Source organism: Mesorhizobium sp. SARCC-RB16n, from assembly GCF_008520305.1.
GTDB lineage: Bacteria > Pseudomonadota > Alphaproteobacteria > Rhizobiales > Rhizobiaceae > Mesorhizobium.
Genome location: NZ_ML703263.1, coordinates 67,274 through 80,169, shown reverse-complemented (window position 1 = coordinate 80,169; position 12,896 = coordinate 67,274). Strand labels below are relative to the sequence as shown.

At 62.4% G+C, this 12,896-nt stretch carries 11 protein-coding genes and 1 pseudogene; all 12 read left to right on the top strand.

The window, feature by feature from the left end:
• Window positions 1–3: 3 nt before the first annotated feature.
• The 12 genes and pseudogenes from lepB (at window position 4) to C7I87_RS08980 (ending at window position 12,884) form a co-directional block, all read left to right on the top strand.
• A complete protein-coding gene (gene lepB, locus C7I87_RS09035) occupies window positions 4–753 on the top strand; it encodes a signal peptidase I (protein ID WP_149903874.1) in 750 nt (249 codons plus the stop codon).
• 4 nt (window positions 754–757) lie between these two features.
• Window positions 758–1,483: a ribonuclease III gene (rnc, locus tag C7I87_RS09030; protein WP_149903873.1), complete on the top strand. Its 726-nt coding sequence runs from the start codon at window positions 758–760 to the stop codon at window positions 1,481–1,483.
• A complete protein-coding gene (gene era / locus C7I87_RS09025) occupies window positions 1,480–2,400 on the top strand; it encodes a GTPase Era (RefSeq protein WP_149903872.1) in 921 nt (306 codons plus the stop codon). The genes rnc and era overlap by 4 nt, the downstream gene beginning before the upstream one ends.
• A gap of 6 nt (window positions 2,401–2,406) precedes the next feature.
• Window positions 2,407–2,556, top strand: a pseudogene (locus C7I87_RS35910) (aminoglycoside phosphotransferase); the annotation flags it as partial.
• A gap of 678 nt (window positions 2,557–3,234) precedes the next feature.
• Window positions 3,235–4,398: a porin gene (locus tag C7I87_RS09015; RefSeq protein ID WP_149903871.1), complete on the top strand. Its 1,164-nt coding sequence runs from the start codon at window positions 3,235–3,237 to the stop codon at window positions 4,396–4,398.
• A 135-nt stretch (window positions 4,399–4,533) separates the two neighbouring features.
• Window positions 4,534–5,295 (top strand): DNA repair protein RecO, encoded by a 762-nt coding sequence (recO, locus tag C7I87_RS09010; RefSeq protein WP_149903870.1) that lies wholly within the window; start codon window positions 4,534–4,536, stop codon window positions 5,293–5,295.
• Window positions 5,292–5,810: a PaaI family thioesterase gene (locus tag C7I87_RS09005; RefSeq protein ID WP_149903869.1), complete on the top strand. Its 519-nt coding sequence runs from the start codon at window positions 5,292–5,294 to the stop codon at window positions 5,808–5,810. The genes recO and C7I87_RS09005 overlap by 4 nt, the downstream gene beginning before the upstream one ends.
• Window positions 5,811–5,892: 82 nt before the next feature.
• Complete coding sequence (locus tag C7I87_RS09000; RefSeq protein ID WP_149903868.1) at window positions 5,893–8,637, top strand: DUF2339 domain-containing protein; 2,745 nt, start codon at window positions 5,893–5,895, stop codon at window positions 8,635–8,637.
• Between the two features lie 172 nt (window positions 8,638–8,809).
• Window positions 8,810–9,328, top strand: a complete 519-nt coding sequence (locus C7I87_RS08995) for an RNA polymerase sigma factor (RefSeq protein WP_149903867.1) — start codon at window positions 8,810–8,812, stop codon at window positions 9,326–9,328.
• On the top strand, window positions 9,325–10,116 hold the full coding sequence (locus C7I87_RS08990) for an anti-sigma factor family protein (protein ID WP_149903866.1): 792 nt from the start codon (window positions 9,325–9,327) through the stop codon (window positions 10,114–10,116). Before C7I87_RS08995 ends, C7I87_RS08990 begins: the two co-directional genes overlap by 4 nt.
• Window positions 10,117–10,323: 207 nt before the next feature.
• The gene (locus tag C7I87_RS08985) at window positions 10,324–11,421 is read left to right on the top strand and encodes a peptidase C39 family protein (RefSeq protein ID WP_149904195.1); all 1,098 of its coding nucleotides are present in this window, start codon (window positions 10,324–10,326) and stop codon (window positions 11,419–11,421) included.
• Window positions 11,421–12,884, top strand: a complete 1,464-nt coding sequence (locus C7I87_RS08980; RefSeq protein ID WP_149903865.1) for a RimK family protein — start codon at window positions 11,421–11,423, stop codon at window positions 12,882–12,884. Before C7I87_RS08985 ends, C7I87_RS08980 begins: the two co-directional genes overlap by 1 nt.
• Window positions 12,885–12,896: the final 12 nt, after the last annotated feature.

The window sequence follows — 12,896 nt, the reverse complement described above, 5'->3', positions numbered from 1 at the left end:
GACATGAGCGTGGCTGAAAAATCCCAGAAGAAATCCGGCGGACTTGGCGAAACCGTCAGCGTCATCGTCCAGGCGCTTTTGCTCGCCCTGGTCATTCGCACGCTGCTGTTCCAGCCCTTCTCGATCCCGTCGGGCTCGATGCGGCCGACGCTTCTGGAAGGCGACTACCTGTTCGTCACCAAATGGTCCTACGGCTACTCGCGCTATTCGCTGCCTTTTGGACCGGACATTTTCTCGGGCCGCATCTGGGGCTCCGAGCCCAAGCGTGGCGACGTGGTGGTGTTCAAGTTCCCGCCGGATCCGTCCATCGACTACATCAAGCGCGTCATTGGCCTGCCCGGCGACAAGATCCAGATGAAGAATGGCCAAGTCTTCATCAACGGCGTCGGCGTGCCGCGCGTCAAGACCGGCCAGATCGACAATCCCGACATCACGGAAAAGGATTATCCGATCGATGTTTATCGCGAGACGCTGCCCGATGGCGTCAGCTACGACACGCTCGACCTGTCGCCGAACTCGATCGGCGACAACACCCGCGAATTCGACGTGCCCCCCGGCCACTATTTCATGATGGGCGACAACAGGGACAATTCCGCCGACAGCCGCTTCACCGTCGGCTATGTTCCGGCCGAGAACCTTGTCGGCCGCGCCAACCTTGTCTTCTTCTCTATCGCCGGCAAGGCAAGCCCGCTCGAAATCTGGAAATGGCCGTCGCTGATGCGCGTTTCGCGCCTGTTCCATTTCGTCAACTAGGGTCATGGCGGCACCAAAACGGTTGACCGCCGATGCGCTCGCGGAAGCGCTGGCGGAACGCACGGGCCATGCCTTTGCCGACCGCCATCGCCTGCAGCGTGCGCTTACCCATGCCAGTGCGCGCGGCGCCAATGCGGGCGCCGATTATGAGCGGTTCGAATTTCTCGGCGACCGGGTTCTTGGCCTTGTTGTCGCCGACATGCTGCTGGCAGCGTTTCCGGATGCGACGGAAGGGGAGTTGTCGCTGCGGCTCAATGCGCTCGTTAACGCCGAAGCACTTTCTGAGATCGCCGAGCATATCGGGCTGCCGGACCTGATCCGTGCAGGATCGGACGTGCGCGGGCTTGAGGGACGCAAGCGCGTCAACCTGCGCGCCGACGCATTGGAATCCTTGATCGCCGTGCTTTATCTCGACGGCGGCCTGGAAGCAGCCCGCGCCTTCATTCACAAATACTGGCAGCCGCGCTCGCAGGCCTCGGGTGCGGCACGCCGCGACGCCAAGACCGAATTGCAGGAATGGGCGCATCAGGCGGCGAGTGCTGTTCCCGCCTATCAGATCGACGGCCGGGAAGGCCCCGATCACGATCCGCTGTTTACCGTCAGCGTCAAGGTCGGTGCGTTTCAGCCGGCAACCGGCAGCGGCCGCTCCAAGCGCGAGGCCGAACAGGCCGCCGCCGCTGCCCTTCTGGTTCGCGAGGGCGTCTGGGTTCATGAAGGGAGTGCGGCATGACCGCCGAAGACACTGCAGCCGCTCCCGTCACGCATTCCGGCTTCGTCGCGCTGATCGGCGCGCCCAATGCCGGCAAGTCGACGCTGGTCAACCAACTGGTCGGTGCCAAGGTCTCGATCGTCACCCACAAGGTGCAGACGACACGCGCCATCGTGCGCGGCATCGCCACGCACGATAACGCGCAGATCGTCTTTGTCGACACACCGGGCATCTTCAAGCCCAAGCGGCGGCTGGACACGGCAATGGTGACCACCGCCTGGGGCGGCGCCAAGGACGCCGATATCGTGCTGCTGCTGATCGACGCCGAACGCGGCATCAGGGGCGACGCCGATGCCATCCTCGAACGGCTGAAGGATGTGCGCCAGCCGATGGCGCTGATCCTCAACAAGGTCGACCGCGTCAGGCCGGAAGCGTTGCTGGCCCTCTCCGCGGCGGCGAATGAGAAAGTGCCGTTCCAGCGCACTTTCATGGTCTCGGCGTTGACCGGCTCCGGCTGCAAGGACCTGCTCGACTATCTGGCCCAGGCGCTGCCGACCGGCCCATGGTACTATCCGGAAGACCAGATTTCCGACCTGCCGATGCGCCAGCTCGCGGCCGAGATCACCCGCGAAAAACTCTATCTCAGGCTGCATCAAGAGCTACCCTATTCCTCGCACATCGAGACCGAGAAATGGGAAGAGAAGAAGGACGGCTCGGTGCGCATCGACCAGACCATCTATGTCGAGCGCGACAGCCAGAAGAAGATCGTGCTCGGCCACAAGGGCGAGACCATCCGCGCCATCGGGCAGGCCGCGCGAATGGAAATAGCAGGTATATTGGAGCAGAAGGTGCATCTGTTCCTGTTCGTGAAAGTGCGCGAGAACTGGGGCGACGACCCCGAGCGCTACCGCGAGATGGGGCTGGAGTTTCCGCATTAGGTAGCGATCGATGCCGCCCTTGTGCGCCGGCTGATTGCCGCGCGGTTTCAACGTTGGCGGCATCTTCCTGTCAGGCCGGTCGCATTTGGCGGCTGGGACAACAGGACCATTCATCTCGGCGACGAGATGACTATGCGGTTGCCGAGTGCCGTCGCGAAGGCGAAAGCCGGGACACGTTTCGCGCTTGCCTCGGGACAGGTGAGGCGACTTGGGTGCGCGGACATGGCTGGGGGGGCACTCATCACCGCTGCCAGCCATACAGACGTCACCCCGACCGAGATCAACAATCGCTGATCGATCGCGAGCGCCAGGCGTGAGGCGAAACGCCTGTCTGCCCGGAATTAGGCGCGTTGAGTTTCGAAGGAATCAGAAAGACGCTGCCGCGGCAACCCTTTACGTGGCCCTCTGTCGCCCGCTGAATGTCTGAGAGATGGACCAGGTTGACTAAAGAATCTGGCGTATAAAAAACACCTTGTTCGAAATAAGTTAGACGGCATACGCAACTGTTTTGAAATTAAAGGAATAAACTGAAGAAGTAGAACTTAAAGCAGTGTATATTTTTGATTATTACACAAAAATGACGATGTGCCATTTGTGCCAGTTTGAAAATTGGCCTGGCCTGGTTAGTGTTATTTGTGCAACACAGATTTAATCTGTGGAACGAATCCGGCATATTTGCGGAATTGTCATTGAAGGCGGAAGTTTGGTGGGTATGTTCGCCGCGAAAAGGGGACGCGGTGCGGGCCTTTTTCGTTGTGGGGGTGAGGCGGGAAAACATATCCGCCAACCACAATTCAGAAGCCATTTTTTTAACTTGACTGGAGAGGTCAGAAAATGAACATCAAGAGCCTCCTTCTCGGCTCAGCCGCGGCACTGATCGCGGTGTCCGGCGCACGCGCCGCGGACGCGGTTGTCGTCGCCGAACCGGAACCGGCCGAATACGTCAAGATCTGCGACGTCTACGGCGCCGGCTACTTCTATATCCCGGGTACCGAAACCTGCCTGCGCATCGGTGGCTATGTCCGTTACGACATCGGCGTCGGCGATGCCGGCTCGTTCGATGGTGTCAACCACGTTCCGGATCGCCAGGACGGCAGCCCGCATTCGACCTACTACAAGAACACCCGCTTCACGCTGAAGACCTGGACCGGTCAGGAGACCGAACTCGGTACATTGAAGACCTACACCGAGACCCGCTTCAACTACGGCAACAGCAGCGGCGACTACCTTAATCAGGGCGCCTCCAATGCGGACGACTGGCAGGGCCGTAACAAGTCTCTCTCGCTGCGTTTCGCCTGGATTCAGCTCGGCGGCCTTCGCGTCGGCAAGGACGATACGGCTTTCGATACGTTCGTCGGCTATGCCGGCAACGTCATTCAGGATACGATCGTGCCCTATGGCGGGCAGGAGAGCAACGTCGTTCAATATTACTTTGACGCAGGCAGCGGCTTCTCGGGAATGGTCTCGCTCGAAGAAGGCGCTGGCAAAACCGGCACCATCGACAGCTATGTCCCCCATGTCGTCGGCGGCTTGAAGTACAAGGCCGACTGGGGCGCGGTCACCGGCGTCGTTGCTTATGACAGCAACTATGAAGAAGTCGCCGGCAAGGTTCGCCTGGACGTCAACGTCACCAAGGAACTGTCGCTGTTCGTCATGGGCGGTTATGGTTCGGACAACAACCTCACCGATCCGACCAACTTCGTCAATGCCAAAGGTCGCGGCTTCTACAAGCAGTGGGGCGGCAACTGGGCAGTCTGGGGCGGCGGCACCTACAAGTTCAACGCCAAGACTTCGTTCAACGCCCAGGTCTCCTACGACGATTGGAAGAACCTCGGCATCGCCGCTAACATCGCCTATACCGTTGTGCCCGGTTTTACGGTTACAGCTGAAGTCGATTACCAGAATGTCGGCAATGACACCCCGGCCAACTCCATTTGGGCTGGTGCGACCAAGAAGAGCAACGTCGGCGGCATCCTCCGCTTCCAGCGCTCCTTCTAAGGCATAGACTGACCTTACCAGGCCGCCCGCAGCGTATCGCTGCGGGCGGTTTTTTGTTTGCCGGTAAGGCGCTGTTTTGCCAGTCACCTGGGCCTCATCTTGATTTCGCCACCCGATCGGTGAAAAGCTCCTGATATGGAATGGCGCGACGAGGGAATCATTCTCGGCACCCGCAAGCATGGCGAAACCAGCGCCATTCTCGAGGTGATGACACGTGCCCATGGCCGGCATCTTGGCCTCGTGCGCGGCGGCCGCTCCCGCAAGCAGCAGCCCGTTCTCCAGCCCGGCAATCGCGTCGATCTCTTGTGGCGTGCGCGCCTCGACGAGCATCTGGGTACCTTCCAGGCCGAAGCGATCGAAATGAATGCCGCCCGGCTGATGGACAGTGCCATCGCCGTCTACGGTCTTCAGACGATGGCGGCGCATCTGCGCCTGCTGCCCGAGCGTGACGCCCATGGCGGCCTCTACGAGGCGCTTTCGGTGATGATCGTCCACCTGGACGATGCCGATGCCGCCGGCGAACTGATCGCACGTTTCGAACTTCTGATTCTTGATGAACTCGGCTTTGGCCTCGATCTCAGCCAATGCGCCGCCACCGGCACCAAACAGGATCTTGCCTATGTCTCGCCGAAGTCGGGCCGCGCGGTATCGCGCGACGCCGGCGCGCCATGGCGCGACAAGATGCTGGTGCTGCCTGCGTTTCTGCAGCGCGGTTCCGGCCTGCGCGCGAATCAGGCCGCGATCGCGGACGCCTTCCGCTTGACCGGTTTCTTCTTCAGCCGCCATGTCTACGAGCCGCGCGGCATCGATCAGCCCGACGCCCGCGCCGGCTTCCTTGCCGTCCTGCGCAAGCACCAGGAGCGCGGCAAGACCATTCCCGGAGACAATGCCGCATGAGCGAAGTCGAACTCTATCCGGGCCAGGTCTCGCCGCTCGGCCTTGGCACCATTCCGCACGCCGACATCCTGAAATACACCGGGCTTGAACTGCTGCAGCGCATTCTCGACGGCAAATATCCGGCGCCGCCGATTTCTTTTCAGTTGAATTTCACCCTTACCGAAGTGTCCGAGGGGCGCGCGGTCTTTCGCGGCATGCCGAGCGAGCGCCACCTCAACCCGCTGGGCAGCGTGCATGGCGGGTGGGCGGCGACGCTGCTCGATTCGGCACTTGGCTGCGCCGTGCAGACGCTGCTCGAAAAGGGCGAGGCCTATACGACGGCGGAGTTCAAGGTGAACCTGACGCGGCCGATCACGCCCAGGACCGGCGAGGTGGTCTGCGAAGGCAAGGTGATCCACAAGGGCCGCACGCTTGCCGTTTCGGAAGCGACGCTGAAGGATGCCGGAGGCAAGCTGCTGGCTTTCGGTACCGAGACATGTTCGATATTTCCGGCCGCCAATCTGGCGGCGCGTTGAGTTTTCAGCCGCTTGACCGCCGCATTTGAATGTCAGTGAGGCGAAATGTCAGTGAAAACTGGCCTGGTTTGGGGGAACCGCCATGTTTGAAAGCCTGATCGACCTTGTTGCCATCATCGCCTTGTTCGTCATCATTTCGCGTCAGCAGAGTCGCATCGGTCTGATCGAGCGCGAACTTGGCGCGCTGCGCAGTCTCGTGCTTTCGGGCGCCGTGCCGCCCGCGGTCAGGCCGTCGCAACAGGAAGCGGACGCGGGCAAGGCCGACACGGCACCGGTGGCCGGGCCTGAGGCCGATATCGTCTCGGCGACAATCACCGAGCAGGCACCCGCGCTGGTACAGGCCACGGAGGCGGAAATCCCGGCCGCGGAGAGCGTGCCCGGTCCTTGGAGCGCACCCGAGGCGCCACCGAAAACGCCGGACGTCGCGCCGGCCACAGCCGCCAAAGCCGCTCGCCAGACCGACGTCGAAACCGCGCTCGGTACGCGCTGGGCGGTCTGGGTCGGCGGCATTGCGCTGGCTCTGGGCGGCTTGTTCCTGATCCGCTACACCATCGAGGCCGGCATTTTCGGGCCCGGCGTACGGCTCACCATGGCGGCGGTGCTCGGGTTGGTGCTGGTCGCCGGCGGCGAGTTCATTCGCCGCACCGGCTTCAAGGTGCCGGTGCAAGGTGTTGCCGGCGCCTATATTCCGGCGATCCTGACTGCGGCCGGTGCCTTCATCCTGTTCGGCACCGTCTATGCCGCCCACGGCATTTACGGCTTCATTGGCCCGGCGCTTGCCTTCATGCTGCTCGGTGCCATCGGCATTGCGACCATTGCCGCCGCTCTCGTCCATGGCCAGGCACTGGCCGGTATCGGCCTCGTCGGCGCCATGGTGACGCCGGCGCTGATCGCTTCGCAGGCGCCCAATCCCTGGGCGTTGTTCGGCTACCTCGCCGTCGTGCTCGCCGCCACCGGCGTCATCGCCCGCATGCGCGACTGGAAAGCACTGATGGCGGCCGGCTTTTTCGGCAGCGGCATCTGGACCATCCTCTACATGACCGACGCACCGGGCGCGAGCCTCTCCGCGATCCTGTTCATCGACACTGTGACGCTGGCTGTGCTTGCCCTTGTCTGGCTTAGCAGTCGCGGCGACGAGACCGGATCAGCCAGAACCTTTGACTGGCCGTCGATCGTGCCTGGACTGTTCGTCGCCCTCTCGGCGCTGGGGCTCTCGGTTGCGCCGGTCTTCGCCGCTGCCGGTGATGCCTTGCCGGGCGCGGTGCTGCTTGTCGTGATGGTAGCGGTCGCGCTCTACCGCCCACTGGCACTGCCACTCCTTTATTCCGCCGGACTGGCGACGGTGCTGATCTATCTCGGCATCATCCCGCCCACCTCCATCGCTTCCGATTTTTCGAGCGGCGCTTTGGGTATTGATGGGGTGCCTTTGGTCACCGCTAACGCGCTGAGCTTGCGACTTGGCATCGGACTTGGCGTGGTGTTCATCGCCGCCGGTCTCTGGGCCGCGCGAAGGTTAGCCGCCACGACACAGATCCGAGCAGCCTCGTGGGCTGCATGGGGCGTCATCGCGCCTCTGGTCATCGTGCTGGCGCTCTGGTTCACCTTCGGCAATCTCGACCGTGACTTTGCCTACGCCGCCGTCGCGGCCCTGCTGGTCGCGGTCTTCGCCGCTGGCGGCGAGTGGATCGCGGGGGCTGAGGAACCGCCGCTCAAGGGCGGTGCCGCAGTGTCGTTTGCCCTGGTTGGCGCTGCAGTCGCCGGCCTCCTGATGCTGCACATGGCTTTTGATTCCGGCTGGACCACCATCCTGCTCGGTGCCGCGGCAATCGTGCCGGCGTTCGCCACGCGCTGGCGCTCTTATCCCGTGCTCGGCTGGATTTCAGTCGCCGCTGTCATCGCGGTGCTTGGCCGCGTTGCGTTCGACCCGACGATCGTCGGCGCCGAATTCCTGTCGACGACACCGGTCTTCAACTGGCTGCTGCCGGGCTACGGCATACCGGCGCTCGCCTTCGGTTTCGCCGCCTGGCAGCTCGCCCGCACTACCGATGGCCGCCCGCGCCTGGCCATGGAGGCGGCGGCGGCACTGTTTGCGCTGCTCACGCTGGCCATGCTGGTACGCCACGCCATGCATGGTGGTGTCATCAACAGCGATGCGCCGACGCTCGCCGAACAAGCGATCTACACGCTGATCGCCATCGGCGCCGGCGCCATCCTGATCGCCATCGACAGGCGCTCGCCAAGCTCGGTGCTGCGCTATGGTTCGATGGCGATGGGCGTGGTCTCAGTCGCCTTCGTCGTCACCCAGCATTTCCTGGTGCTCAATCCGTTGTTCACGGACGAATCGACCGGCCGGATTCCGGTCTTCAACCTTTTGTTCCTGGCCTATCTCCTGCCGGCCATCGCCGCCGGTGGTCTGGCGCTCTATAGCAGGGGCAAGCGGCCGAAATGGTATTCGGCCATGCTGGCGCTGGTGGCTGCGCTGCTTGCCTTCGCCTATGCCACGCTCTCGGTGAGGCGCCTGTTCAAGGGCGAGTTCATCGGCTTGTGGAGCGGCTTTGGCCAGTTGGAGACCTATACCTATTCGGCACTCTGGCTGGTGATCGGCGTGGCGCTGCTCACGGCCGGCGTCCGGCTGAAATCGCAGGTGCTGCGCATTGCTTCGGCCGGGCTGATCGCGGTTGCAGTGCTGAAAGTTTTCCTCTTCGACATGTCGGAACTGGAGGGTGTGCTCAGGGCGCTGTCCTTCATCGGTCTGGGTGCGGTGCTGATCGGCATTGGCCTGTTCTACCAGCGGCTTTTGACGCGGGCGGCGAAGGAAAAAGGATAATCGCCTGCGAATCATTGGTTTTCTTGCCGGTCGGGAATAAACCGGCACCCGCCGGCGTTATCTCATTGCTTGGGTGACCGGAGCGGTGGACCGCTTCGCGCTGGCCGCTTGCGCCGTGCCGGGAAGGCGCGTTCAATCGGGATCAACAAGGGCGACCTCAGAACCAGCGGTCATGGACGAAAAGAAGGCAGCAATCCTTGGCGAAATACCGCGCCTGCGCCGCTACGCACGCTCGCTTTTGCGCGACCGCGATGCTGCGGACGACCTCGTTCAGGACTGCCTCGAGCGCGCATTGCTGCGGCTCGACAACTGGCAGACAGGAGAAAGCCCCAGGAGGTGGTTGTTTACGATCATGCATCATTTGTTCATCGACCAGATGCGCAAGGTGAACCGCCGCGGCGAAGCGGCAATGCTGCCGCTGGAGGCGGGCGAGGCGGTTGCCCAACCGGCCGAACAGTTGGAGGGCATTGCTTCGCGCGAGATCATCGACGCATTGCAGGCGATCAGCCCCGATCGCCGCGCGGCGCTGGTCATGGTCGCCATCGAGGGCTTTTCCTACGCCGAAGCCGCCAACATTCTGGGTGTGCCCGCGGGCACGCTGATGTCGCGCATCGCGCGCGGGCGTGAGGAACTGCGCGGGTTGCTGGACGACACGGCGCGGCGCCGCACCATAAGGATCGTCGAGAAATGATCCGCCGCGATTTTTCCGAACGTGACATCCATATGGCGCTCGACGGCGAACTACCGACCGATGAGCGTGCAGCTTACGATTCCTGGCTCGACGCCAATCCCGAGATGAAGGCCAGGAGCGCCCGCTTCACCGCCGACCGTAAGGCATTGCGCTCAGCCTTTGCCGGCGTGCTGGATGAGCCTGTTCCCCCGCGCTTGCGCAAGGTGGTGCTCGGCGAAGCGCCTGTTAGGGCAGCATTGCCACGCTCACGCTGGTGGCTTGCCGCCGCCGCGGCCGTGCTTCTGGCCACGGGCGGATTTGGCGGCTACTTCGCCGGCATCGGCGGCCTCGGGCAGGAGGATCCCGCGGAGGATCAGCTCGCCGAACAGGCGATCGCCGCCCATGTCATCTATGCCGCCGAGAAGCGCCATGCAGTGGAAGTGCCGGCCAGCGACAAGGATCATTTGCAAACCTGGCTGTCCAACCGGGTCGGCCTGAAGCTGGTGGTGCCGGACCTGAGCGCAAACGGCTTCCAACTGGTTGGCGGCCGGTTGCTGCCGGCCGGCGAAAGCAAGGCCGCAATGCTGCTCTACGAGGACGACCAGGGCGAGCGCATATCCCTCTTCGTGACGGCGGAATCGACCGAGAGTGCCAAGGGCACCTATGCTTCGGCGCAGGACGGTCCGCAGGCCGTCTACTGGCTGGACAAGGGCTATGGCTGTGCCGTCGTCGGTTCGCTGCCGCGCGAGCGATTGGCGGTTGTGGCGAAGAGTGCGTATGGCCAGCTTCTGGCCGGTCTTGCCAGCTGAACTGGCTCCAATCTTGCACGGCCGATTGGCTTGAAAACAGCTATCCCGTTCAAAGCTTGCCGGCTTCCCTGCCGCCGCGGAAACTGTCACAATTCGGCCCTAATCAAGGAGCGATAGCGCTTGATGAATACCGGCGCTTCGGCCGGTGTTCGCGACGCTTTTGACCGGGGCCGTTTTCGCAACGCAATCGAGGTTTTCTCAAGCCGCATGCCTGCCGAGATCCGCACGGCCCGCGCGTCCGACGTCGATGATCTCGCCGCCATCGAGAAAGCTGTGTTCTCGAGCGACCGCATTTCCCGCCGCTCCTTCCGACAGTTCATCGAACGGGAGACCGCCGAGACGCTGGTCGCCGAAATCGATGGCCGCGTCGGCGGCTATGCGATCGTGCTGTTTCGCAAGGGCAGTGGGGTCGCACGGCTCTATTCCATAGCCGTCGGACCGTTTTTCGGCGGGCTCGGCATGGGCCGTCAGCTGCTGTCCGCGGCCGAAGAGGCAGCCTTCGAACACGACCGCATGATGCTGCGTCTCGAAGTGCGCGAGGACAATGGCCGTGCCATCCGTATCTATGAGCAGGCAGGCTACCGCAAGATTGGCCGCGAGCCGGAGTACTACGAGGATGGCGCGACGGCGCTGCGCTACGAAAAAACCCTGCGCGGCGACCTACCGGTCGCCACCAGGGTGCCATTCTACCAGCAGACCTGTGAGTTCACCTGCGGTCCATGCTGCCTGATGATGGCCATGGCCAATTTCGATCGTGGTTTCGTACCCGACCCGGTGATGGAAATCCGACTCTGGCGCGAGGCGACGACCGTCTTCATGATGTCTGGGCCGGGTGGCTGCGAACCATTTGGTCTGGCCGTTTCGGGCTACGAAAGCGGGCTCGCGGCGGAAATCTTTGTCTCCTTCTACGGCGCGCTGTTCCTGCAATCGGTGCGTAGCGAGGACAAGCGCCGGATCATGGAATTGGCGCAGGTCGACTTTCGCCGCCGCGCGGAACTTTACGGCATCCCGGTGAATTACCGTCCGTTCACCATCGACGACATCAGGGCGGCTCTCGCCGCGGGCAAACTGGTGCTGGTGCTGATCAGCGGCTTTCTGATGTTTGGCAAGAAGGTGCCGCATTGGGTGCTGGCCATCGGCGATGATGGCGACCATATTCTGATCCATGATCCGTGGGTCGAGGATGAAAGGCAGGAAACCATCCTTGATGCCGCCAACATTCCCGTGCCTTACGGCATCTTCATGAACATGGCGCAGTTCGGCCGCGACGGACTGCGTGCCGCCATCACTTTGGGAAAGAGATAATGACCTGGGTCATTCTTACCGGCAGGCAGAGCGATCTCGACCAGGTGGCGACACCGCACAAGATCATCACCAATCGCGACTATCTCGCGCACCCCTCGCTGTTCCGCGGCCAACGGCCGAAAGTCATCAACCTGTCGAACAATTACGGCTACCAGAGCCGCGGCTATTATGCGTCGCTGCTGGCGAGTTCGCGCGGCCATAAGGTCATCCCGACCGTCGAGACGATGATAGACCTGTCGGAGCGCAAGCTCTACGAGCACGCCTTGCCGGAACTGGAACTGGCGCTCAACAAATGCCGCAAGGACCTCGGCGGCGTATTCCCGGTGAAGGTCTCCATCTTCTTCGGCATCGGGCCATCCAAGGTCTGGGACCGTTTCGCCAAGCTGTTGTTCGACTGGTTCCGCGCGCCGGCGCTCGAGGTCCACATCAAGGACAGCGCCGAATGGGCTTCGATCCGCAAGATCGGCTTCCATCCGCTGGCGCGCATGACCGAGGACGAGGAAAAGGACTTCATCCAGTGCCTGGAGACCTACACCAACCGTGAGTGGCGCGACACCAAAGGCCGCACCCCGGCGCGCTACACCTTCGCCACGCTGGTCGATCCGCATGAGGAATTGCCGCCGTCGGAAATCTCGTCGCTGCGCTACTGGGCCAAGATCGCCGAGAAGATGGGCGTCGAAATCGAGCCCATCACCAGGAAAGATCTCGCCAAGCTCGCGAATTACGATGCGCTGTTCATCCGCGAGACCACCTCGATCTCCAATCACACCTACCGTTTCGCCCGCCGTGCCCAGCAGGAAGGCATGCCTGTCATCGACGACCCGCTGTCGATGATCCGCTGTACCAACAAGGTCTATCTCAACGAACTGATGGCCTACAACAAGGTGCCGGTGCCGCCGACGGTGATGATCGCCGGCGCCTCTGATCTCGAACTCGCGGCGCAGACGCTGGGTTTTCCCCTGGTGTTGAAGATCCCGGATTCGTCGTTCTCGCGCGGTGTCAAAAAATGCGCCAATTTCGAGGAGCTGAAGACGCTTGCCACCGAATGGCTCGAGGATTCCGATCTTCTGATCGCCCAGAAATTCATCCCGACCGAATATGACTGGCGTGTCGGCGTGCTCGGTGGCCAGCCGCTGTTTGCCGTGCACTATCTGATGGCCAAGAAGCACTGGCAGATCGTCAACCACAAGGCCAATGGCAAGCCCGACCAGGGTGGCATCAAGACTTTCACGCTGAAGGAGACGCCGCCTCATGTCGTCGAGACGGCAGTGAAGGCGGCGCGCTGTATCGGCGACGGCCTCTATGGCGTCGACCTCAAGGAGACCAAGGACGGCGTCTTCGTCATCGAGGTCAACGACAACCCCAACCTCGACCATGGTTGGGAGGATTCCGGGGAGAAGGACGAGGTCTGGGTCCGGCTGACGCAGTGGTTCCTGGAGCGGCTCGACCGGCCGGGGCGATAATCCACTGAGGGG

Excerpts from the sequence above, each read along its gene's own strand:
- C7I87_RS09005 (WP_149903869.1), top strand. The coding sequence starts at position 5,292 with ATGAGCGAAGTCGAACTCTATCCGGGCCAGGTCTCGCCGCTCGGCCTT.
- C7I87_RS09000 (WP_149903868.1), top strand. The coding sequence starts at position 5,893 with ATGTTTGAAAGCCTGATCGACCTTGTTGCCATCATCGCCTTGTTCGTC.
- rnc (WP_149903873.1), top strand. The coding sequence starts at position 758 with ATGGCGGCACCAAAACGGTTGACCGCCGATGCGCTCGCGGAAGCGCTG.
- era (WP_149903872.1), top strand. The coding sequence starts at position 1,480 with ATGACCGCCGAAGACACTGCAGCCGCTCCCGTCACGCATTCCGGCTTC.
- C7I87_RS09015 (WP_149903871.1), top strand. The coding sequence starts at position 3,235 with ATGAACATCAAGAGCCTCCTTCTCGGCTCAGCCGCGGCACTGATCGCG.
- C7I87_RS08980 (WP_149903865.1), top strand. The coding sequence starts at position 11,421 with ATGACCTGGGTCATTCTTACCGGCAGGCAGAGCGATCTCGACCAGGTG.
- lepB (WP_149903874.1), top strand. The coding sequence starts at position 4 with ATGAGCGTGGCTGAAAAATCCCAGAAGAAATCCGGCGGACTTGGCGAA.
- recO (WP_149903870.1), top strand. The coding sequence starts at position 4,534 with ATGGAATGGCGCGACGAGGGAATCATTCTCGGCACCCGCAAGCATGGC.
- C7I87_RS08990 (WP_149903866.1), top strand. The coding sequence starts at position 9,325 with ATGATCCGCCGCGATTTTTCCGAACGTGACATCCATATGGCGCTCGAC.
- C7I87_RS08985 (WP_149904195.1), top strand. The coding sequence starts at position 10,324 with ATGCCTGCCGAGATCCGCACGGCCCGCGCGTCCGACGTCGATGATCTC.
- C7I87_RS08995 (WP_149903867.1), top strand. The coding sequence starts at position 8,810 with ATGGACGAAAAGAAGGCAGCAATCCTTGGCGAAATACCGCGCCTGCGC.